Source organism: Corallococcus praedator (assembly GCF_003612125.1).
In the GTDB taxonomy this organism is placed as follows: Bacteria; Myxococcota; Myxococcia; order Myxococcales; family Myxococcaceae; genus Corallococcus; species Corallococcus praedator.
Window position 1 is genome coordinate 1 of the sequence record NZ_RAWI01000115.1, and the last position, 23,953, is coordinate 23,953.

11 protein-coding genes, 1 tRNA gene and 1 pseudogene are annotated in these 23,953 nt (G+C 67.3%); 5 read left to right on the top strand and 8 right to left on the bottom strand.

Annotation, left to right across the window (positions count from 1 at the left end; all coding sequences use genetic code 11):
* On the top strand, positions 1-892 hold an 892-nt coding region (locus D7Y13_RS16950), incomplete at its 5' end, for a response regulator transcription factor (RefSeq protein ID WP_147452458.1).
* Positions 893-1,005: 113 nt separating this feature from the next.
* Here the strand turns inward: D7Y13_RS16950 and groL are convergent.
* The gene (gene groL / locus D7Y13_RS16955; protein ID WP_120534977.1) at positions 1,006-2,655 is read right to left on the bottom strand and encodes a chaperonin GroEL; all 1,650 of its coding nucleotides are present in this window, start codon (positions 2,653-2,655) and stop codon (positions 1,006-1,008) included.
* 178 nt (positions 2,656-2,833) lie between these two features.
* Positions 2,834-3,190: a response regulator gene (locus D7Y13_RS16960; RefSeq protein WP_120534978.1), complete on the bottom strand. Its 357-nt coding sequence runs from the start codon at positions 3,188-3,190 to the stop codon at positions 2,834-2,836.
* 88 nt (positions 3,191-3,278) lie between these two features.
* Between D7Y13_RS16960 and D7Y13_RS16965 the strand changes: the two genes are divergently transcribed.
* The 4 genes from D7Y13_RS16965 to D7Y13_RS16980 all read left to right on the top strand — a co-directional run bounded on the left by D7Y13_RS16965 (position 3,279) and on the right by D7Y13_RS16980 (position 6,411).
* Complete coding sequence (locus D7Y13_RS16965; protein WP_120582137.1) at positions 3,279-4,352, top strand: metallopeptidase family protein; 1,074 nt, start codon at positions 3,279-3,281, stop codon at positions 4,350-4,352.
* 29 nt (positions 4,353-4,381) lie between these two features.
* A complete protein-coding gene (locus D7Y13_RS16970; protein ID WP_120582143.1) occupies positions 4,382-4,672 on the top strand; it encodes a hypothetical protein in 291 nt (96 codons plus the stop codon).
* 60 nt (positions 4,673-4,732) lie between these two features.
* Positions 4,733-4,831 (top strand) — tRNA-Sec (locus tag D7Y13_RS16975).
* Positions 4,832-4,938: 107 nt separating this feature from the next.
* The gene (locus D7Y13_RS16980; protein WP_120582136.1) at positions 4,939-6,411 is read left to right on the top strand and encodes a Kelch repeat-containing protein; all 1,473 of its coding nucleotides are present in this window, start codon (positions 4,939-4,941) and stop codon (positions 6,409-6,411) included.
* 331 nt (positions 6,412-6,742) lie between these two features.
* Here the strand turns inward: D7Y13_RS16980 and tnpC are convergent.
* The 6 genes and pseudogenes from tnpC to D7Y13_RS17015 form a co-directional block, all read right to left on the bottom strand.
* A pseudogene (tnpC, locus tag D7Y13_RS16990) lies at positions 6,743-8,137 on the bottom strand (IS66 family transposase).
* A gap of 157 nt (positions 8,138-8,294) precedes the next feature.
* The gene (gene tnpB / locus D7Y13_RS16995) at positions 8,295-8,660 is read right to left on the bottom strand and encodes an IS66 family insertion sequence element accessory protein TnpB (RefSeq protein WP_120582135.1); all 366 of its coding nucleotides are present in this window, start codon (positions 8,658-8,660) and stop codon (positions 8,295-8,297) included.
* A 4-nt stretch (positions 8,661-8,664) separates the two neighbouring features.
* Positions 8,665-8,979 carry an IS66 family insertion sequence element accessory protein TnpA gene (tnpA, locus tag D7Y13_RS17000; protein WP_120582134.1) on the bottom strand — a complete coding sequence of 105 codons (315 nt, stop codon included), beginning with the start codon at positions 8,977-8,979 and terminating at the stop codon, positions 8,665-8,667.
* A gap of 345 nt (positions 8,980-9,324) precedes the next feature.
* On the bottom strand, positions 9,325-9,705 hold the full coding sequence (locus D7Y13_RS45235; RefSeq protein ID WP_147444153.1) for a hypothetical protein: 381 nt from the start codon (positions 9,703-9,705) through the stop codon (positions 9,325-9,327).
* Positions 9,706-9,709: 4 nt separating this feature from the next.
* Positions 9,710-23,620 carry an RHS repeat-associated core domain-containing protein gene (locus tag D7Y13_RS17010; protein WP_147444152.1) on the bottom strand — a complete coding sequence of 4,637 codons (13,911 nt, stop codon included), beginning with the start codon at positions 23,618-23,620 and terminating at the stop codon, positions 9,710-9,712.
* 11 nt (positions 23,621-23,631) lie between these two features.
* Entirely contained in the window at positions 23,632-23,910 is a 279-nt protein-coding gene (locus D7Y13_RS17015; RefSeq protein WP_120630721.1) for a peptidylprolyl isomerase, read from the bottom strand.
* Between the last annotated feature and the right edge of the window lie 43 nt (positions 23,911-23,953).

The window sequence follows — 23,953 nt, forward strand, 5'->3', positions numbered from 1 at the left end:
GCGCGCCATCGCCCAGGACTGCGGCGCGCGCTACGTGCTGACGACGTCCTTCCTGCGGGAGATGGCGGAGGTGATGTTGCCGCAGGCGCCGGAGCTGGCGTCGCTCACGTGGCTGGCCACGGACGCGCCACTCCCCCAGAGGAAGCGCCTGCTGGTGGTGGACGACGAGGGCATCATCCGGATGGTCTTCAAGGACCTGATGGACAAGGAGTGCGAAGTCATTGAAGCGGCCACCGGCGAGGCCGCGCTGGAGCTGCTCCGCTCCACCCCCGTGGACCTCATCGTCACGGACAAGAACCTGCCGGGCCTGTCCGGCCTGGAGCTGGCCCAGCACGCGCGGCGGCTCGACCCCGCCTCGCGCGTCATCCTGATGACGGGCTACCCGTCGCTGGTGACGACACAGCAGGCGCTGCAACTGGGCGTGGTGGACTACCTGCTCAAGCCCTTCGACGACATCCGCCAGGTGCGAACGCTCCTGCGCCAGGGCCTGTACGCACCGCCGGCCGCGCCCGCCCCCGTGGCCAGCCCCACGACTCGCCGGGTGGACGTGCTGGAGGACAACCCCGCCACCGCGCGGCAGATCTCGGAGGCCCTGGCCCTGCTGGGACTGGAGGCGCGCATCATCACGGGCTCGGAGGTGGCGGCGCTGGAGCCGCCCGTGGGCGTGGTGGTGTCGTGGGACTTCGCGCCGGCGTACGGGAAGAAGGCGTTGGAGCTGGGCCGAGGGCTCAGCCAGGGCGCGCCCTTCGTGGTGCTGGCCGAGCACCTCACGATGGAGACGGCGCTGGCGTCCCTGCGCGCCGGGGCCGCCGCGTGTCTGCCCAAGCTGCTCTCCGACACCGCGGCGCTCAGCCGGGAGCTGGGGCTCGCGTTCAAGAAGCCCGCGGCCTGAAAATGCACCGGCCCCGGGTGCCCCGCATCGCGCGAGGCCCACGGGGCCGGAAGCTCACGAAGGACGGACCCCGGAAGGCCCGTCCCGCGTGGGACTCAGACTGAGCGCGGGGCTCAGTAGTCCATGTCGTCGCCGCCGTAGTCCGGCATGCCGCCGCCGGAGCCACCGACAGCGCCCTTGCTCTTCTTCTTCGGGCGCTCGGCGATCATCGCCTCGGTGGTGAGCAGCAGGGACGCCACGGAGGCGGCGTTCTGCAGCGCGGTGCGCTCGACCTTGGTCGGGTCGATGACGCCCGCCTTCTCCAGGTCCTCGTAGGTCTCCGTGCGGGCGTTGAAGCCGAACGCGCCGGTGCCTTCCTTGACCTTGTTGATGACGACCGCGCCCTCGACGCCGGCGTTGCTGGCGATCTTGCGCAGGGGCTCCGTGAGGGCCTTGCGGATGATCTCCACGCCGAAGTCCAGCTCGCCGCCCAGCTTCAGGCCGTCCAGCGCCTTGAGGCTGCGGATGTAGGCGACACCGCCGCCGGGGACGATGCCCTCCTCGACGGCCGCGCGGGTCGCGTGCAGCGCGTCCTCCACGCGGGCCTTCTTCTCCTTCATCTCCACTTCGGTCGCCGCGCCGACGTTGATGACCGCCACGCCGCCCACGAGCTTCGCCATCCGCTCCTGGAGCTTCTCGCGGTCGTAGTCGCTGGTGACCGTTTCAATCTGGGTGCGGATGAGCTTGATGCGGCCCTCGATGTCCGCCTTCTGCCCGCTGCCGTCCACGATGGTGGTGTTGTCCTTGTCCACCGTGATGCGCTTGGCGCGGCCCAGGTCCGTGAGGTTCAGGTTCTCGTACTTGTGACCCAGCTCCTCGCTCACCACCATGCCGCCCGTCAGCGTGGCGATGTCCTTGAGCATCTCCTTGCGGCGGTCACCGAAGCCCGGCGCCTTCACCGCGGCCACGTTCAGCACGCCGCGGATCTTGTTCACCACGAGCGTGGCCAGCGCCTCGCCCTCGATGTCGTCCGCGATGATGAGCAGCGGCTTGCCCGAGCGCGCGACCTGCTCCAGCACGGGGATCATGTCCTGCATCGACGAGACCTTCTTCTCGCTGATGAGGATGTAGGGGTCGTCCATGACGACCTCCATGCGGTCGCGGTTCGTCACGAAGTACGGAGACACGTACCCGCGGTCGAACTGCATGCCCTCGACGACGTCCAGGGTCGTCTCAAGGCCCTTGGCCTCCTCGACCGTGATGACGCCCTCCTTGCCGACCTTCTCCATCGCGTCCGCGATGGTCTGGCCGATGGTCTCATCCCCGTTCGCGGAGATGGTGCCCACCTGCGCGATGGCCTGCTTGTCCGTGGTCGTCTTGGACATCTTCTTCAGCTCGGCGACCACCACCTCCACGGCCTTGTCGATGCCGCGCTTGAGGTCCATGGGGCTGTGGCCGGCGGCCACCAGCTTCAGGCCCTCCTCGTAGATGGCCCGCGCCAGCACGGTGGCCGTCGTGGTGCCGTCGCCCGCCTTGTCGGAGGTCTTGGACGCGACCTCCTTCACCATCTGGGCGCCCATGTTCTCGAAGCGGTTCTCGAGATCGATCTCCTTGGCGACGGTGACGCCGTCCTTGGTGATGGTGGGCGAGCCGAAGCTCTTCTCGATGACCACGTTGCGGCCCTTGGGCCCCAGCGTCACCGCGACCGCATCCGCCAGGATCCTAACGCCGCGCAGGATGGAATCACGCGCGTTCTGGTGGAAGAAGATTTCCTTCGCTGCCATCGCAACCTCCGATAATACTTGGGGAATTTCTATGAATGGGGATGGCCGTTAGCACTCGGCCATGTCGAGCGCCAACATAAGGGTCGCATCGACGATGTCAACGGAAAGGGGCAAACGTGTGGCCCCGCGGACGCCTTCCAGCCCGCCCGGACGGGGGGCACGGGCGACCTTCCGGGGACTACTCGGCGAAGCGCACGAGGTTCAGCAGCTGACCCATGTCCAGGGGCTTCTGCAGGGTGATGGCCACGCCCTTGCGCAGGCCCCGGTCGGAGATGTTGGCGTCGTTGCTGGCCGTCATCATCAGGACGGAGATGGACTGGAAGCGGGGGTCCGCCTTGAGCATCTCCGTGAAGTGGATGCCGTCCAGGTGGGGCATGAGGTAGTCGGTGATGACCAGCCCCACGGGGTGCCGCTCCATGATGTCCAGCGCCTGCAGGGCGTCCGACGCCGAGAACACGGTGTAGCCATGCATCTCCAGGTAGCGAGAGAGCATGGTGCACAGCTCGTAATCGTCGTCTACGACCAGGATGTTCACGGGGACTTGGGCAAAACGGGGCGCTGGAAGGTAACAGCCACGCCGGTCGTTGACAACGCGAAGCACGGCTTCTTAGCTGCCCGGCCGTATGATGAAGCGCACGGCGAAGCAGGGGGAGGCACAGGGCGTGGACGCGCGACTGGACCGGGTGGCGGACGCCTTCGAGGCCACCGACTTCGAAGCCGCGCTTTCCCGGGCCGAGGCCCTTCTCAAGGACGTCCCGGAGTCACCAGAAGCCCTGCACTACCGGGCTGCGGCGCTGGTGGAGGTGGGTCGGCTGGAGGACGCGGGCCGGGCCTACGGGGCTGCCCTGAAGGTGGCGCCGGAGGACCTGGAGATCCTCTTCGGCGCGGCCGAGTTCCTGGTCTGCCGCACGGGCGAGGACCGGGAGGCGGTGGAGGAAGGTCTGGAGTGGTGTGCCCGGGGTCGGAAGCTGGCGCAGAAGGCCGACGACGTGGAGCTCGTCTACGAGTTCCTCCTCCTGGAGGGTCTGGGCCTCAACCAGTTGGGTGAGTGCGAGGCCGCGCTGAAGAGCCTGGACGCGGCGCTGGAGCACATGCCGCGCTCGCCGGACGCGCAGTTGGAGCGAGGCATCGCGCTGTTCGAGCTGTGCCGCCTGGCCCCCGCGCAGGAATCCTTTGAACGGGTCCTGAAGGACGCACCGGACGAGGCGTGGGCGCACCACTACCTGGGGCTCATCGCGGAGCGGAAGGGCGATGCGCGCGAGGCGAAGAAGCGCTTCGGCCGGGCGCAGGTGCTGGCGCCCGAGGAGCTTCCGCCGCCGGTGGCGCTGGAGGAGGCGGCGTTCGACCGGGCGGTGGAGGACGCGATGCGCGCCCTGCCCGCGCAGGTGAAGCAGTACATGGACAACGTCACGCTGGCGGTGGAGGACCTGCCGTCGGACGAGGACCTGCTGGGGCAGCAGCCGCCCCTGTCGCCGTGCATCCTGGGCGTGTTCCGGGGCACGCCGGTGGGCGAGCGCAGCGTGACGGACGCGGCGGATCATTTCCCGGCGTCCATCGTGCTGTACCAGAAGAACCTGGAGCGCTTCGCGCGCACGCGTGAGGAGCTGATCGAACAGATTGGCATCACGGTGATGCACGAGGTCGGGCACCTGATGGGTCTGGATGAGGACGACCTGTGGGAGCGGGGGCTGGACTAGAAGCGCCCTGCCCTGCCCTGATGTCCGCCATGCGAACCTGGATGAAGCTGGGGCTGATGACGGTGGCGGTGTTGGGGCTTGGAGCGTGCACGGGGGACGGCGAGGAAGAGCCGATCCTCTGTCCGCAGGAGGTGGCGTTCGCACGCTCCTCGACGGGGACGTGTGAGAGCTTCCCGACCGCGTGCGACGTGCCCCAGGGCTACATCCGGTGTTGCGGCGGGCTCTTCGGCGGTTGCTCGTCGGAGACGAGCTGCGTGGATGATCCGTCCGATACGTGCGCTCCCGGGGCGAGCGCGGACTGCCCGGGCATCTGTCAGTGAAACCGTGGGCTCCATCAGGTGGATTGACGGGGCCCGGTCCAAGCGGCGGTAATCGCCAGCGGTAGGGCCTCCGGACCTGGTGGCCGGCTTGGTCTTCAAAACCAATGAGGGGCCGCGAGAGCGGTCCCTGGCGAGTTCGATTCCCGTGCCCTACCGCCACGCTCCGTGGTTGTCATTCATTCGCAGGGGTCTGGTAGCCTGAGGCGGGTCCGTGACGGACGCCATGGGGCCAGGAGCATGCAATCCGGCCCCTCCCGGAGAAAACCTTGGAGCTGCAGATGATGAGGGGGCGCGTGGCCGCGGTGGTAATGGCGGCATGGATGTTGGCCTGTACGTCGAACTCGCGGGAGGAGCCGAAGAAGGTCTCCAGCCCCGAGGCGAGCACGCTTGACCAGCAGAAGTCGGCTCTGAGCGTTCTGCAGCCCGAGGCACTGCCTCGAAGTGGTTTTACCCATACAGTCCAAGGCGGCAACCGGGTCCTGATCGCCGGGGGAACGACGAACGGGACCAGTGGAGGCATCCGCCTCGCGCAAATCTATGCCCACCTCGCCACCCCGCACTGGAGGGACATCGCGTCGATGAATGAGGGCCGGTACGACCATGCCGCAGCGCTCCTGTCGAGCGACCGCGTCCTCGTGACGGGGGGAGTGACTTCCAGCGGGAATTGGCGCAGCGCGGAGTTGTACAGCCTCACCCAGAACACCTGGACGAGCGTGGCGCCAATGAGCATTCCGCGCGTGCGCCACACCGCGACAACGCTGAACAACGGGAAGGTGCTCGTCGTTGGCGGCAACAACAGCACGTCGGAACAGGGGCTCGCGTCCGCGGAGATCTTCGATCCGGTGACTGGCATCTGGACAACGGCTGCGTCGCCCTCCTTCCCGTATTCGGAGCACTCCGCGACCCTGCTTTCGGATGGGCGCGTGCTGGTGCTGGGCAATCGGTTGCAGCACGAGATCTATACACCCAGCACCAACACCTGGGCCCGGACCAGCGACAGCCCAGGGATCATTGGCGCGGGACACACCGCGACCGTGCGAGCTCGCGATGGCCTTGTGGGTGGTGAGGTAGTGGTCGTGGGCTCGACATGGGTCAATGGCAGTCCCGTGGGAATGACCTATCAATATCTGATCAACACCAGCACCTGGATCACCGGCACCAGCCCTTCCATCCCTCGCCGCAATCATCAGGCGATGCAGCTATCCAATGGAGCCGTGCGAGTCCTGGGGGGCGTGAATCCGTCCACGGGAACAGCGTCGACGGTGGTGGAGCGATTCAACCGGAATGGAACCTGGTACACCGAGCCTCCGCTCCAGCTCCAGCATCACGCGGGGCAAGCGTCCCTCTTCTACATCGATCAATCCCTGGTCAGCGGTGGTTGGGATACCCCCACGGATGGCGGAGCCCCCACCCGGCAGCAGACGGAACTGTACACGGGGTGTGCTTACACGGGGGGCTGCTACGAGCACGGCGCCAGTTGCGGGACCATTTCGGACGACTGTGGAGGCACGCTGAATTGTGGAACCTGCGCAAGCGGCCGGACTTGCAACGAACAAACCCATCAGTGCTCACCGCCTCCTTGCGTTCCATCTGTTAACAGTTGTGCAGGGCACTGCGGCCCCACCCAGGATAACTGTGGCGGTACGATGGACTGTGGCCCCTGCCCACCGTGCGCGACGGGAACGGTCTGGTGCTGTAGCGCGTGCCACCCGGCATCCCAGTGCGATTTGATTTGCTGATCGGGTTGATACGCTGGTGAGAACGGCCAGGACGCACCGGCTTCACGCCTGATTCACGCCTCAGGTAATCCGGTCGTTGTCAAAAGCGAACCGAAGAGCTTGAGGACGACATGAGGCCATGTCCGGAAGTAGCCCAGGCCCGAGCGCAGGGCCTGTTGCAACTCGGTCATCACGTCGAAGAGAAGGGTGTGCGTGGCCCGCTGGCGTAGGGGCCACCACAGTCGCTCGATGCGTTGAAGCGTAACCGTCCGGCCAACGACGTGCCGGATCGCTTGAAGGCGGACGGGAAGCGTGCGTTGACGAGCGGCGCGACCGATTGAAACGCGAGGCTTCAGGCCGCGACAGCGGAGCGCAGTCGCTTCCACTCGTGCGGCAGCAGCTCCGCGATGCGGGCGTTCGGGTGCGTCTGGACGCGCAGCAACACGTCGGCGAGGTAGTCCTCGGGATTGACGCCGTTGGCCTCGCAGGTGGCGACGAGGGCGTAGAGGCCGGCGAGGTTCTCCCCCGCGGCTTCGTGGCCGACGAAGAGGAAGTTCTTCCTGCCCAGGGCGGCTTTTCTCAACGCGCCCTCGCTGCGGTTGTTGTCCAAGGGCAGGCGCGCGTCGGAGACGAATCGGGTGAGGGCGTCCCACTGTTTTCGGGCGTAGGAGAGGGCCTGCCCCAGCGGCCCCTTGGGCAGGTGGAGCGGCGTCTTCTCCTCCAGCCATGCACGCAGCGCGGCGAGGACAGGGGCGCTGTGCTGCATTCGCAGCTCACGGTGGGCGTCGGTGCGCACGACGCGCGCAGCGCGGGCCTGCGCTTCCACGCGGTAGAGGGCGAGGATGAAGTCCAGGGCCTCACGGGCTTCGGGCGCGGTGGGCAGCGCCTCGAAGAAGCGGCGGCGCACGTGCGCCCAACAGCCGACGCGCACGCGGCCTTCGGGCAGCGTCACCGCGTTGTAGCCCGTGTAGGCGTCCACCACGAGGGCGCCCCGGGTGCCGCCCAGCACGTCCTTGGGCGTCGTGCTGGCCCGCCCCAGGCTGAAGCGGTAGCCGATGAGCCACTCGCCCTTCGGCGTCTGGGTGAGGAAGGTCCAGAGGTAGCCCCGCTTCGTCTTCTTCACGTCCAGCACGCGAAGCGGCGTCTCGTCGGCCCACACCACCTCAGCGGCCGCAATGCCTTGCAAGAGGTGCGAAGAGAGGGGCCGCACCACCGAGGCAGCCACAAGGAAGAGGTCCGTCAGCGTGCTGCGATGCATGGGCACACTGGCTCCTTCAATCCGCTGCGCCAGCCGGTGCAGGGGCATGGCGCCGGCGCATTTGGAAACCACCACGTGCGCCAGGAAGCCCGGGCCGTACTCGCCCTTGTCCACCACCTTCCGGGGCGCGGGCGCCGTCACCACGCCCTGGCCGCAGGCGCACGCGAGGACTTCCTGCACGTGCACCTGGCGCTCGAAGAAGGCGGGCACGTACTCGTACACCTCCGTCCTTCGTCCCTCGCCCAGGGGCTTCAAGTCCTCGCTGCCGCACGCGGGACAGTGGCGTGCATTGGGGGGCACCGCGTGTCACACGTCGCGCGTGGGGGCCTCCTCGGCCTTCCGGGCCGCGCGCTCCCGGCGTTTCTCAAGCGCCGCGGCCACCCGCGCCGCTTCGTCCTCGGGACTCGCGGCTTGCTGCCGCAGCTGCTGCTCCACGGAGGGAAGCTTCTCGGCCTTCTTACCGAAGACATGGCGCTGGAGGGCCGCCATCTGGCCCTTGAGGGTGTCCAGTTCCCCGCCGATGCGGCCCACCTCGGCCGCGAGCGCTTCGGCTTCCTCGCGCCAGGGGCAGAAATGGTCGAGGGGAAGGACTCTGGGCACCCGCGCTTAACGACGCGCCGGGTAGGGCATTCACGACGTGACGTCTTCAGCTACCTGTACGCCCGGGGGGCGCCCAGGCAGGCGGGCGCTTCACCTCGGCCACGTCGATGCCGTCCAGCAGCATCGCCAGCTGCGTGGCGTCCAGTTGCACCGCCTTCGCGTCCGCCTCCACGCGCGGCAGCCGGAATCTTCCCGTCTCCAGCCGCTTGTACAGCAGCACGAAGCCGCCTCGGCTCCACGTCAGCACCTTGATGCGGTCGCCCCGCCTGGAGACGAAGGCGAAGAGGTGCCCCGAGTAGACGTCCTCGCCCCAGGACGTGCGCACCAGCGCCAGGAGCCCGTCGATGGACTTGCGCATGTCCACCGGCTCCGTGGCCAGCACCACGCGCACCGAGGCAGGAAGCGCGAACACCGCCTCACCGCCCCAGCGCGGCGACGAGCCGGGCCACGTACCCCACGTCGGTGCCCACCGCGAAGCGCACCCGCGCTCCGCTCGCCGTCACTACTTCCAGCACCGACTCCGCCGCCGAGGGCGCCGCCGCCACCTGCACCGGCAACAGTCGCACCGGCTCGGCTCGCGTCGCCTCGGCCCGCCGGCTCCGGTACACCCACGACTGCAACGTGCTCAGCCTCACGCCCCGCGCCAGCGCGAACTCCCGCTGCGTCTGCCCTCTGGCCTCGAAGGCTTCCGCGACGTGCGCCCACTCCGGCTTCTCCACCTGCTTCGCCATGCCCAGAAGCGTCCGCCGCCTCTGGCTACGCCGGCAATCCCTCGCGGCACGTCGTTGGCCGGACGGTTACGCTGAAGCTGAGGGCTGTAGGACGGCAGCCGGTAGCTTGGTGCCTACTGAAGCGTCAACCCATTCAAGCCCCCGCCCGATAGCGGGCGAGGAAGCGCTGGAAGTTGCGTGTCGTCGTCCCCTGGGAGCGCCCTCGGGACGTCATCAGCACCGCTTGGCACCTCTCACACAGACGTCGGTCATCCGTCGTGCGGAAGCATGCTTCCAGCTCGCTGCGTTGCTCCTCTTTCAGCGCCAGCCCTCCCATGCTCCTTCAAGCCGGCTGACCCGAATCGCTCACTTCCCAAGAGGCCCTGTAACCTTGCCATGACGAGAGAAACCATCTCTCCACATCTGAATAAGCTTTTCATCAAAATCATCCACCCCCATCGCCCAGTACAAATTATACCAATAGTAATCCTCATCGGAGATCGAGGCAAAGACGTGGCTCACCAACTCCGAATCACCCTGAACCGAACCGCCTACCGGATGAGTAAGCGTATTGACATCACCAATTTCAACACGATTCACATCTAGAAATCTCAGCAGCGCAAAGCCCGCAGCCTCGGACACAGGAAAAGACACACTCCTGACGACCCTCAACAGGGTTGAATAATACTGCTCCTCCGGCCCTCCCGGGGCGTATTGCGCCAGAAACTGGCCATCATCAGCAAACATTGCCTCACCATGGATCCAACGGGCCGATGTATCGACTAACGTCAAACTTCTCCGACTTCAACATGTCAATGGTCGATTTATAGCGAAAATCAAAGCTGGTTTTCTGTGTTTCGTGAAAATTAAAGTACTTCACGTCAACACCGCTAATGATGGCAGACCGAAGAGCACGTGTGTCTCCCGTTGCGAATCGGATCCCATACTTCTTCGCGGTCGCAACAATGTAATGGTCATTGACCAGTTTTTTCTGTTTGGCCGCATCCATGACGGCCCTGGCTTCAGCTTCAGAAGCCGTCTGAAGAAGTTGGATTCCGTACTCGTTCATCAAACGCTTGAGTTCCAAAGGACTCCGCCCAGACATTCCGATCAGCGTCGGACGAATAAACTCGCGCGCCACAGTCCTATCGATGCTCAAGAGGCCACGATACCGATCCATGAAGGCGATTGCTTCAACATCCCCCTTCATGAAATGGGCCAGAATATTGTTATCAATAAGGGGGTCATCGAGAGGCACGGTGCGGCTTGAAGCCTGGCGGGCAGAACTGAACGTGCCCTCACCTGCTGGCAGCACTCGTTGGCCACCTGCAGACGGTCCAATGCTCTGCCTGATGACCGTCCCCTCAATCACCATCTCGGATGGGCGTAGCGCACGCTGACCAGGAGGCAGGCTTCTCCTGAAGCCTGCTTCAGGAGGAAGGATCTCCACGGACGGTCCGCGCCTGAGCCCGCCTGCGGCAATCCCAGCCCACCCACCAACAACACCAGACATCCGGCCAACGCCCAGGGCCGCCGTGTCAAGCTGACCCTGCTCCACCCCCCGCATGAACTGTCGATTGCCGCTCTGATACTCCGAGAACGAACCCGCGGCCCATTCCGGCAACAGGCCGATTCCGAAGATACCGACAGGGATCCCGCCCACGAATTTGACGGCCGTGGAGGCAATGAAACCCGTTGTGTAACCCGCGGGCGACACGTTGCCGTCCCAGTCGGTTCCCAACCACAGGCCCCAATCACCGACCGTGTCGCCAGCCGACTCGACGCCATGGCCCGCCCTGCCCACGGCGCCCTTGTAGCCGTCGTAGGCCATCCCGGCGCCAGTGCCAATGTCGTCGGCCATCAACGACATCCGCGTGGAGAAGGGGCAACGGCCTCCGGGTGACTCGGGGCAATAGCCTCCCGCCATCACCGCCGTCGTTCCATCCGGATCCACCCGGCCCGTCGGGTTTCCATTCGCGTACAGCCAGGGCTGCATGCTGCCTGGCTCGGACGGATCCCCCGATGCCGGATCCATGCTCAGGAACCGGCCCTGGCTGGGCGAGTACCAACGCTGCTGCGCGTACACCAGGTCCGTGTCCGCGTCGAAGCTATGGCCCGTGAAGCCCGTGCTCGGCTCGCCGGATTCCGGCTTGTCCGTGCCCTGATAACCGCCCCAGGCGTCGTAGCGGAATGACTCCAGCCCGCCGGACGTCATGCGCGCCGCGGTACTGCCCAAGCCGTCATGCAGGATCCGCTCGCCTCCCGCGGACACCGTCAGGCCTCCCAGCTGCTCGTAGAACAGCCGGGTCGTCCCCGTCCGCTCCTCCGCCAGTCCCTCCGCCCCCCACAGGTACTCCGTCGGGGTGTCGGTCCCCACCTGCCGGGAGCGGCGCAAGCCGTCGAAGCCGTAGCGATACTTCACCGTCTTCGTCCCAGTGCCACCTCCGGCAACGGGGGTAGGCATCGAGACCTGCGCAAGCCTGCCGGCCGCATCCCAGGCATACGTCGTGGCCGCGCCACCCTGGGGCGTCTCCGAGGTCACCCGCCCCGACTTGTCCGTGGTGAACTCCGTCACCAGGCCCTGCGGATCCTCGATGCGCTTCAGGACGCCCGCGGCGTCGTAGCGGTACTCCCAATCCGTCTGCGGTGAGGCCACCAGATCATAGCCCTGCTCATTCAGCGGGACTCCCATCGCAAGGGAGTTCACGCGCTTCTCGCCGAGCCTCAACCCGTCAGGTGCCAGCCGGTACAACACACCCCTGGTATCCGGATACCTCACGCCCGTGAGTCGATCCGCGCCGTCGTACCCATACGCGGTCGCCACCGTCACCGAACCCGTGGCGTTGCCACGGAAGCTCTCCGTCAACCGGTTGCCACGCCCGTCGTATTCGTACTCGAACAAGGTCACTGGCGGCATCGCCGAGGACTGGCCACAGTCCACCGTGTCCGTCCGGAGCGTGCCGCGAATGGAGGTCAACCAGCCCCGCCCGTCGTAGCAATACCGCTCCGACGTGTGCCCGAGGGTCCCGTCGTCTTCGATCCGCGACAACCGCTCGCCACCCGCTTCGAAGGAGATGCCTCGCGTGGACCGGAGCGTCGGGTCCTCGTCGTCGTCGTACGTCCGGATCTCCTTGGGACGCGACAAGGTGTCGTAGTCGAACTCCATCGCGCGCTCGGGCTCCGAGCCTCGCCGGGACGCCTGGCGCTTCACGAGGTCGCGGTCCGCCCAGTATGCGTAGGACACCGCATCGTTGCCGCGGCTGACCTTCGTCAGCCGGTGGCGACCGTCGAACTCGAAGGTGTTGACGACCTCTCCACTGTTCCGCTGCTCCCGTGCCCGCACCAGTCCATCCTGGCCGTCAAAGGCATACGTGACCTGGATGAGGTCCTGCTGGCCGAGGGTCAAGGTACCCGGTTGGAAGAGCCGCGAAGCGGTACGGCCCCGGCCGTCCTGCACCGAAACCACCGTATCCGCCTCCACGCCCCCCGGGCCCGTCAGCGTCGCGACGCCCTGCGTCCAGGCCGTGTTCCACTTCGAGCCACCCCGCGTGCGGGACTTCTGCCGGCCCAGGTAGTCGTACTCGAAGGACTCCACCGCGAGGGTCGCGCCCGGCTCACGGATGCTCTTGAGTTGCCGAAGCGCGTCGTAGCCATAGGTGAAGATGCCCTGCCCCGGCATCGTCACCGTGAGCAATTCCCCCATCGGCCCGTGGTCGTACAGCCACTGCTTCGCATCGGAGGTTCCGGCACCCACGGTCCGGGAGGCGAGGTAGCCCCCAGCGTCATAGGTGTACGTGGTCTCCGTGATCTCCGAGCCAGAGCCATACTTCTCGCTCTTCAGGAGCCCCCGCGCCGCATAGCCGAAATCCACCGCGCGACCCGTCGGCTGCGTCACCTTCGAGACGAGACCGTCCAGTCGATAGGTGAGGCCTGTCTCCTCGCTCCCCAGCGACGAGGAGGTGAGGCGCCCCTGTTCATAGGCATACGTCGTCTTCGGCCCTCCCGCCGGAGTCGCCGACACCATGTTGCCGTCCGCGTCGAATTCCCACGCATCCACCAACCCCGCCTGGGTGCGCTTCACCGTATTGCCCAGTCCGTCCAGTTCCAGGGTGAAGAGCTGGTCCCGCACCGTGGCGGTGGACGTGGTCCCCTTCTGCTCGACGTCCACGGAACGGCCATTCCACGGAGACAGGGTGACGTATTCGTACGACTGCGTCCCCTGCTCCCAGTGCTCCCGCGCCTTCAGCGTCCGTCCCCGGTCGTCGATCTCCTGCCGCTCCACGGTGGACTTCCACGGAGTGCCCGTCGCACCTCCCCCCGTGGTGGATTCGGTCGTCACGACCTTGCGCAGCCAGGGGCCGTCATAGGCATACACCTGCGTCAGGACATTGCCTGTCGCAGCGCCCTCTTCACGCACTTCCTTGAGCAGTTGTTGGTGTGCGTTGAAGAACCGGTAGACCTCATGCCCCAGCGGGTCCGTCTCCCGCGCCGCGCGGTCCGGCACCGTCCCATCCGAGCCCGGAGAGCCTTGCAGCCCGTAGGCATACGACCAGGTCTCGTTGGAGTTCGTCCCCACCAGCGTGCGTGAGGTGAGCTGTCCGAACGCGTCGTAGCCATACGTCCACTTGTCGGCCGTGCGCGGCCCTTTGCGGAGCACCACCCGCCCCTCGCCGTTCACCTCGAACTCGGTCACGGCCGCTGGGGCCGACGCATCCCCAGGCTCCTCCTTCTTCAGGAGATTGCCCGCGGTGTCGTAAGTGAAGGTGGTCACCTCACCGAGTGGCGTCGTGATTGTCTTCACGCTGCCACGCGCGTCGTACGTGTACTGGGTGACGGCCTGAACCCCATCCACCAAGTCGATGGACTTCATCACCTTCCCCGCCAGGTCCACCTCCTGCTCGAAGCGCTCCTGTCGCCCGCCCGAGACGGTGGGGGATGAAATCCTGCGTGTGATGATGACCTTCCGACGCCCGGCCGTCGGAGTGTCCTGGTACTCGTGCTCCTCTTCCAGGAACTGCGCCGTGGAGCCTGGTCCGGCGAGGGTCGTCCGGGTGTAGCTCGTCAGCCGGCCCAACACGTCGTCGTACGCGAAGGTCTCGGTGGTCCCGGTGATGATGTCGTAGTGATCCACGACGCGACCCATGGCGTCGTACAGGTATGTGTCGTGTACGCCTCCGGGAGAGCCCGCGCTTTGGGAGACCCGCGTTCGCCCGAGCGCATCCGGCGTCAGGTTCAGCACATGGGGTATCGCGAGGCCCCCGAAGGACCGCGATACGACCGCGCCCGTGAAGTCTCGCTGAACCTCCTCGGTCTCACGTGGCACGGCCGTCGAGGTCGTCCCGGTGTAGTCCCAGCGCACCGGGCGGCCGAAGTAGTCGTACCAGAGCTGCGTCACGAGCCCGTTCTGGTCGATGACGCGGCGAGGGTTGCCATTGGAGTCGAGTTCCTCGTAACGGACCTCCTCCGTCCCGGCGACCGGCCCCGACGTCGACCCTGGATCCGTGACGGTGACCCCGGTCATCCGTCCTGAGGTGTCGTAGGCGTAGGACCGCTTGACGCCCAACGCATCCGTCGAGGACTCCTGGCGACCGTTACGGAAGGTGGTGGTGCGGACGGCTTCCGACCAGTGCTCGTCCACCCGCGGGCCATAGCGCAGCGTTTCCGTGACGTGGAGTCCCGCCTCGCTGCCGATGAGGACTTCCTGGGACTTGACCGTGCGCAGGTGGTCCACGCCTGCCAGCGCTTCGCCGTAGGTGACGCTCCGGTCGCCCGGCTCGTAGCTGTAGTGCCACTCCTGATCCGGCGTTCCCTTGATCTTGTGTCGCAGGAGCCGCCGCAGGCTGTCGTACTCCCACTCCTCATCCGCGCCGGTCTCGTCGTCGTGCGAGCTGATGACGTTTCCAACCCGATCGTAACCGAGCCGCCGTGTCACCTTCGCCAGCGCCTTGCCGCTGGGATTGGGATGGGTCAGCTCTACAATCTGTGGGAGTCCCAGGGCACTGGGATCGCTGTAGACAATGTTCTGCTGGAGGGCGTCGACCTCGGACTCCAGGACGCCCTTGCCCTCGCTGTCATATTTCCGGTCGCCGGTCTCATAGACCTTCTCGTTGCCCGCCCCATAGACGGTGACTCGCTCGAGATCGCCCTGTGAGGTCAGCGTGGTGTGCACGCTCCGGGTGCCATTCTTGCCCGGCGTCGTGCGAACACTGGGAACACCGAAGGTCTGGCTGGCCGTGCCGGTGTACTGCTGATCCACCAGCGGCGTGTTCGGCTGGATGCCAGCCGTCGCCAGGGCTCCCTCCTGAGGAAGCGCCTCGAGCGTCACACGTTCCAGGCGATGCGCGGGGTCCACCGCGTAGTCGAGCACGGCCTTGTTGGAGAGCGTGACCTTGTCCGGGGATATCTGGGTCGACATCCAGTCCGTCACCTGTTCCGGCAGGCCGAGCACCGTCTGGCGTTCGACACTCCCGTACCCGTTCAGGACATAGGTGATTGGCACCCCGTCGGGACGCACCACCTCGCGCTGGAACTCACTGTCATAGGAAATCGTGAGCGCAGCAGGTCCCAGACCCGACGTGACGACGGAGTCCACGATCTCCGCGGGATCGACGTGCGCGTAGGTCTTTGAATTACCAGAGCGCTCATAGGTGGCCACCCACTGGTCGAAGAAGGGAAGCACCGCTCCCGGGGACGGCACGGGGATGGGATGGGCAGTGAGTTGGTATCGGGCCGTCGTCAACTCATTGGTCAACCGCCACCGCGCGTAGCCCGTAGTGCCTGCGGGAGGCGGTGCATATGTATAGGCCCACGCCTGCCTGGGGAACCCGGTGGGACGCTCCGCCCGAAGCAGGTTGCCCTGGGCGTCGTGCTTGAACTCGACCCGATACAGCGCCTTGGTCTTATCGAGAGCCAGAGGATCCTCCAGCGCGTCCTGCCGGAAGAAGATTCCCACCATCGACAGGAGCTGCAGGTCCTCGGTCCTTGCCTTGAGCCGCAGTCGTTCAGCGAAGCGGCTCACCGTAAAGTCGGGAGGCTGCTTCAGGGACTGCTCGGGCAGGATGGCCTCATAGGTGAAGACGACAACGAGATTGCCCGGTCGCCGTTCCACGCGCTCGACCCGGTCCGAATCACCGGCATAGAGGATGTGCGTCCAGCCCTCCTGAGGATTGGCCGGGTCTCCGTGGCCTTCCGAGTACCGCGTCAGCATCCACCGTCTGCGCCCATCCTCCCCGCTCACGGTGGAGAGTCGCTCGAACAGGTAGACCATGCCGTCGCGGGTCGTGAATTCGACCGCGGGCGTGCCGTCCGGCGCGGTGCTCAGACCGGCACTCAAGCTCCCGCCGTGGGTCTTGTCCGGCAGACAGTTGGTGGCCGTGCGCTGTTCCACGCTCACCAGCCCGCATTTCGGGAAGTCATACGACTGACCACCCAGGACCACGGTGTAGCGGCCCACCTCCTCCTCGAAGACGAACCCTTCGTAGTTGTGCGTCCAACCCAAGCCCTGCGGCGTGACGACACTGCTCTGGTTGTTGAAGGTGCGCACGAAGCGGACCTGCTCCCCGAACTGGGGAATCGAAAAGTCCTCGTGTGACAACGCCAGATGTCCGCCCGCGAGGTTGACGCCCTGCACCTTCGTCTGCCCCGCCGCGAAGGCGTTCACGAGCGCGTAACGCCCCAGGGGTTCGCCCAGGGCGGTCACGCGTTCATCGCGGTTGAACAGCCCGAAGAAGCTGGGATCCGGCTGGACCTTGAGCAGCAGCGCATTGCCCTTCCGGGCGGCGTCCTGCATCGAGCCCAGATCGTTGGGGAGCGTGAGCGAGAAGCGCCGGGCCCCATTGGCCCCGGGCTTCGCCAGTTCCACCAGTCTGCCCGCGCGCCCCTCCTCGTCGGTGATCTCGAAGGGCAGCGAGCCCCCCTGCTTCTTGAGCTTCGCCCTCTTCAGGAGCTTCGTCCCGGTGCAGTCCTGGCCCTCGCAGATGCGCACCGTCGCGGGCACATCGTCCGGATCCACCGCGAAGTAGACGATGGCCTTCTGTGAGATGGGACGATCCGTCTCGGCCACGACAGGAGTGCCCGCGGGCCCCGACCCTCCCGACACCGGCGCGGCCAGGGACTTCTCCAGCGTGTCCCGGCTGCTCGCCGTCACGTAGTCGGTCCGGGGCGCGATGCCGTAGAAGTTGAAGCGGTAGAGGACGTTGTCCGCGTTCCCGCTCAGGAACAGCTCGAAGTACAGGATGTCCGCTGCGGACAGCACCTCCGCCAAGTACTCCCCCGCGCAGGTTCCGCTGATCTGCTTCTTCTCCTTGTCGAGGTGGACCGGGCACTCGATGCCGTAGTCGTCCGTGCCCAGCCGCAGCGTGTAGTCGCCGACCGGCACGTCCGCCCGCTGCGCCGCATCCGGTTCGGTGACCTGCGACAGGAGGAAGTCGTAGGCGAGGTCATCATCGGTGGCGCCCGGCGTGCTTCCGTCCAGGACGCGCCAGGCCGTGCCACCGTCGGACAGCGTGTCCCCCGTGGACGCCATCACCTGCCCCGTGCCCAGCGCCAGCACGCGGAACTCGTGCTCCCGCGCCCGGTCGTAGCGCTCCATCGCCGTCCCGTCCGACTCGCGGGCCCGGTAGATGTTCTTCAAGCTCACGGCCAGCGACGGCCCCACCCCACCGTCGTCCCGGGTCTCGTCCACGAAGTCCGGCGGCTTCGGATCCTGCTCGGACGGATCCAGCAGGTCGTTCTGGTTGGTGTCGTGCGCCAGCACGGGGTAGCCCACCACGTGCAGGTAGTAGTTCGCCTTGGGCAGCGAACTCACCGTCACCTTGCGCCCCGAATCATCCAGGTACGTCAGCGCGGTCTGCACCGTGGCCGTGTGGCGTCCCGGCTTCACCGGGAAGATCACCACGGCCGGCACCTCCACCGCCGTGCCCGTCACGCGCACCAGGCGGCCCGCCAGCGGCGGCACCCCCGCCGGCACGTCCACCACGCGCGGCGTCCCCTGGGCACACAGCCCCTGCGCACGCTGCGTGGCCCCTTCCGGCAGCTCCGAACAGAAGACCTCCAACGCCACACCCGGCGTGCCCCGGTCCTGGATGATGCCCGGCGCGCACGAGCCCGCGTCCGGCAACAACCCCGCGTCCGCGCACCACGCCGCCTCGTCGAAGCCGCCGTCCGCCGGACTCTCGACAGGCGGCGGTTCGGTTCCCGCGTCCGTCACGGGCTCGCCCACCTGACGCACCCGCCAGTGCGTGGACACCTGGACGAAGTCGTCACGCGTCGTCGCCGCGCCACCGTGGCGGATGAGGCTCGCGCGCTGCGCCACGGGCAGGCCCTCGGCCTCCGCGCGACGCGCCACGCGCACATCCAGCTCCGGCGGGAACAGCTTCACGTCCGCGGGGATGCCCAGCTCCGCCCGCGTGCAGCGCGACAGCGTCAGCTCCTGGCCGTACTCGTTGACCTTCAGCGGCTCCTGGCCGTCGTCCAACGCACAGCGCCCGTCCGGCAGCCGGTCGATGCGGTTCACCGTCGGCACCGTCACGGAGGACATGCCCGCGTAGCCCGTCGCGTGGTTCACCGCGAAGACCACCAGCCGCTCCCCCGGGTTCAGCCGCAGGTAGTTGGTCCGGTTGTCCACGCAGTTGGCCTGGTAGTAGCCCTGATCCGCGTCGCTCAGACCTCCGTCCGCCCGCTCCAGTTCGCGGCAACGCTCGCGCGCCACGCGGCGGATGTTCGCCGCGGGTCCGGTGCGCACGCGCGCATAGGAGCCGTGCGGCTGGTTCGGCTCCAACTGCCCCGTTGACGCATCACACGCGGGGCCGTTCGGCTTGCCGGTGGTGAACGTGGCGATGGGAATGCTCAGGTCGTCTTCCCGGAAGAAGTGCACCTCCGTCGACGCCACGTCCTTCGCGGCGATGCGGAGGTACTCCCCGCTCCCGGCATCCTCGTCCAGAGGCGACTGCTCTTCCGAACACGTGCCTTCCAGCGGCTGACCGTGCCGGTCCACGAACGTCAGCGAGCCGTAGAGCATCCGGACGTCCACCAGGATGTCCGCGCGCGTCGAACGTCCCGGAGAGACCGTGTACGTCTGCGAGCACACCGGGTACTGGTTGATGGTGGGCTCGTAGTGCACCACGCCGTCAAAGCCCAGGCGCTCCACCAGCCGGGGGCCCGTGGGCACCTCCGTGCAGGAGATGCCCATGGACTCTCCGCCCAGCGACACCACCGGGATGCCGTAGCCGCCCGTGTCCCCCGTCACCCCCGCGAGCCCGCTCTCCGGTCCCGTCACCGTCACCCGCAGGCCCTTGAAGCGCACGGGGCTGTGCACCGCCTCGTCATCCGCTTCGTTGAAGGTGTCCTGCGTCTTGCGCAACGTCAGCCGCGCCGCGGGCACCATGCCTCCGTCCTCGCCCGGTACCCCCGCGTCACCGTCGGGCTGGAGCTCCGCCTCCAGCTTCATGACGCGCACGTTCGTGCGCGACTGCGCCGTGAGGGTCAGCTGGGTCGTGCCTCCCACAGGCACCGGGATGTGGGGAGTGAGCGCAGCCTCGCCTTCGCCCTGCGACAGCCAGGACTCTCCCTCCAGCGGGGTCAGCACCTCGCCGGACGGACCTGTCGCCGTCACGAAGAGCTGCACCGACTCCGGGTTCGTTACGTCATACGGGTCGGCGGACTCGAAGCGCGCGGAGAGATCGAGCGGCAGCGCGTACGGCAGCGCCACCTGCCGCGTCGTTCCGAGGGCCGTCGACTCCGGCTTGCGCAGCTCCAACGCGAGCTGCCGCTCCAGCGGCGCGCGCACCTGGCCTGTCACCGCTCCGGGCACCGTGTTGTTCAACAGGGTGTCCAGCGCCGAGTAGCCCCCGTAGTACACGCCCCCAAGCTGGGCGTACGCCTTGCCCGGGGCAAAGAGCTCCAGGAGCTGCTTCAGCGTCGGGGTCGGCCCGAGCCTGGAGTCCGGGTCCGTGCGCATGCCCGTCCCGCCGTCCGTCGGCGAGACCATCCCCAGGGCCAGGGCCACGGCATCGCCTTGTGCCTCCGTCAGCGGCATGTACCCCAGCAACTCCAACGAGGGCAGCTGGAGATCCTGCGTGGAGACGATTGTCTTGCCGACCACGCGGCCGAAGCCCACGCGCTCCAGGACGTGTCGGCGCGGGTCGTGGGCGAGCAGCAGCGCCCAGCTTCCCTCCTTCATGTCCGTGAGGTTGGGCAGGCGCACCGTCACCGCGGTGTTCAGACGCAGGCCCGCGGGCCCCAGTTGCCAGAGGCCCGCGAGCGCGGCACGGCCTTCCAGGGGCAGCGGCACGGCGTGCAGGGGCACCTGGGTCGCGGTGACGACGCCGTGCGTGCGTCCATCCGCGAAGGACAGGCTCCTCGGGGCCACGTCCACCGACAGGCCGGGATGGCGATCCGCGAAGGTGAGCGTCGTGGCCACCAGCGCATCCACCCCCTGCGCCGAGGACAGGTCCACCGGCGTCAGCGGCAGCGTCGCGTCCACCGTGTCACCGCCCTCGGTGACGACGAGCCGGCGACGCAGCGAGGGCAGCGTGCGTCCATCCGAGGTGAGGCCCCCCTCGAAGCGCACCACCATCGCCCCTCCACGAGGGGCGAACAGCGTCCAGTTGCCGTCGGACCCGGTGACGACCGAGCGATCCACGTCCTCCAGCGTCACCCTCACGCCCGACAGGGGGCGGAAGTCCGTGTCCGTCACCGTGCCGCGCACGCGCGTCAGGGGCTTGCGGATCTGGAAGTCGCTGTGGAACGACCCGACCATGCCCGCGTCCGGATGTTGCGCGGGAACCACGTCCGCCACCCGCACCCGCAGCCGCGTGCCCACGGGCAACGGCTCATCGGCGATGAAGGACACGGTCTGCTCACCCGGGGCCACGGAGAAGCCTCCGGCCAGGGCCGCGCTGCCGCCCTCCACCGTCACCGTGAAGTGCTGGTCCAGGGTGGCGGGGTTGATGGGCTTGTTGAAGGACACGCTGACCAGCGCGTTCGGCTCCACCTCCACCGCTCCGGGCTGCGGTGAGATGCCCGACACCGCGAGCGGCTCGCTGGCGGGATCGCGGTAGTTCACCACGATGGAGTGCGAACCACTCAGGCCGTCGACGTCCGTGGCGACGGCCGTGATGGTGTTCTCGCCGAAGGCCAGCCCCATCGTCGTCTCGTAGAGGGATGGATCCCCCGGCGTCGGGGTCGCGAGCGCCGTCCCGATGAGGACCTTCTCCAGGTCACGGCTGCTGGTGACCCTCACGCGCACGGGGATGGACTTGTCGGCGGCCTCGCTGCCATTGAGCGGTGTTTCGATGTGGACCCGGGGCCACGAGTTCAGCGCCTTGAGTTCCAGATCCCGGGTCGTCGTGTGGCCCAACAGGTCCTGCGCGACGACACGCACCAGCGTCCCCGCGTCCGGTGCGTCGTCGAGCGTAATGGGGAAGCTGAACTCGTCGGCCACGAGCTGCGCCGGAGTTCCGTCCACGGTCAGCCGCACCAGGTGCGGTTCGTAGACGGTGCCCCGGAGCTGGTACGGCGACGACGCGACGACCGCGCTCGACGGGTTGCCTGGGGGGTTGGTGAAGACGATGACCGGCGCCGAGCGGTCCAGCACCACCGTGCGCTGCGCGGTGGCCGTGCGCCCGAGCGCATCCGTCACCTCGAACTGGAGTCGGCGTTCGCCCTCCCCTTCGAGCGTGAGCGCGCCAGTGAAGTCGCGCCCGTTCACGGGCAGGCTGGTGCCAGCGACCGTGACCTTCAGCGGGAGCTTCCCACCCTCCACGCGACCGGACACCACGAAGGGCTTGTCCCCGAAGACATCCTGGTCCGTGGGTGCCTCCACCACGAGCATCGGCGCGGGATCATTGGGCTCGGAGCCCGCGTCACGGTTGGCCACCGGCCCTGCGTCCGTGCCAGGGATGGAGCCCGCGTCCGTCGTGGAGCCGGAGCCCGCGTCACGCGGCGGAGTGCCCGCGTCCACGCCCGCATCTGGAGTGCCTGCGTCAGCGCCTGCATCGGGCGTCCCTGCGTCCACGCCTGCGTCTTGCGTCCCCGCGTCAGGTTCATCCCCATCGCGGTGGACGATCACCGGATGGGTCGTGACGTTGCCGCCCTGGTCCGTCGCGGTCACCTGGAGCAGGTTCTGTCCCACCGCGAGCGCGAGGGTGGCGCGATAGGACCCATCCGTGCCCTGGAGGAATTCAGTGGCGCCTGCCTTCACCGTGACCGCGGTGAGGTTGTCCTCCACCTGGAGCACGACCTCGACATCGTCCGTCGTGACGTGGTCACCGTCCTGCGGCGACACGCGGGTGACGACCGGCGGCGTGCGGTCCACCACGAAGGACAGCGCCCCCGTGGGAGCCACGTTGCCCAGGGCGTCCTCGGCGTGGACCCACAGGATGTGGGCGCCTTCTTCGGTGACGCTGGCTCCGTTCTCGAAAGGCTCTCCGTCCAGCACGGCATTCGAAAGGCCGGGGTGCGCGTCCACGACGACGTACGTGGGAGTGAAGCCTGTCTGGCGCACCTCCCCCTGGCCTGCGCCCATGAAGCTGATGGCGGGCGGTGTGCGGTCGACGTCGAAGGCAATCGTCTCCGTCGTCGGGTTGAGGGCCTCGTCCCAGGCGGTGACGGTGAGGAGGTGGTGTCCTTCCGTGACCGCGAGCGGCTGCCCGCTCTGCACTTCGATGACACCGTCGAGGTACGCGGCGAGGACGACCTCACCGGGTCCGTCATCCGTGGCGCTGAAGACCGGGGTGATGGTGGCGTCCCGGGTGAGCGCCGGAACGCCCGACACCGAGACCACGGGCGGGTTCAGGTCGATGCGGATGCGCCGGATGACGGTCGTTGACAAGCCCCCCACATCCGTCACCAGGAAACGCAGGGTGTGCCAGCCCTCTCCCGTCACATACACAAACCCTGTCGGTGCCACTGGCACGCCGTCCAGCCAGGCCTCCGAAGTGAACGCACTGAGGTCCTCGCCGTACCAGACGATGAACAGGGGGGCCCGGGACGCGTAGTCAGGCTCCAGGGGAACCAGTGACCCTTCGTTCCGGAAGACCGAGACGACAGGCGGAGTGCTGTCCAGGAAGAACTGGATGGACTTGAAGGTCTCCCGCCCCGCCGCATCCACCGCCCGCACGCTGAAGTAGTGGACCCCGTTGCCGGACACCACCATCGACCCGGTGGCGTCAGTGGACATCTGGAGGTCGCAGCTCACCTGGACCACCGTGAGCGCGCTGTCGTCCGAGATCGTCCAGCCGATGGTGACGGCACTTGCATGGAGGATCTGGCTCTCCATGACACCCGTGAACGTCACGACCGGAGGTGAAACATCCACGCTGAAGCCACGCGTCACCAATGACGAGAGGCCCATCGCGTCCGTCGCCCGGACGGAGAGGACATGGCGACCGGCCTGGGTGACGGAGACACCGCTGGAAGCGGGAACACCGTCCAGCCAGGCCTCGACGGTGGTCGCGTTCTCGTCGGTGACGGTCCACGTCACCGCGAACGGCGGGCCCCGGGCTTCACCCTGGGCCGCGCTCACGGAGATGGCCGGCGGCGTGACGTCCGACGTGACCAGTGCGGCGGCGACCTGACGCGGTTGCGCTGGCGCGCGGGTGGTCGCGTGTTCGTCCGCCCCGAGCCCACAGCCCGCGAGCGCCAGCACCAACCCCCAAAGCATCCAACAACGGCTCATGACTGCGGCCCCCCGTCCACGCCCAGCCGCTCGGGGTGGGTCGTCACCGTGATCGTCTCGCGCAATTCACGGGCAAGCTGCACCTGTGCCTCCTGGCGCGCCTCCGCTTCAAGCCGGCTGCGACTCTCCTCGAACGTGGGCACCACCGTCCGCGCATCCTCCAGCGCCTCCAGGATGTGGAGCCCATAGATGGACGCGAACGGCCGCGACCGCTCGGCGCGCCCGAGCTTCACGGCCTCGTCGAAGAAGGCCTTGTCCACCTGCCCCTCCTGCACCGCTGTCTCCTATACACATCTGACGCTGCCGACGAACTCTAGG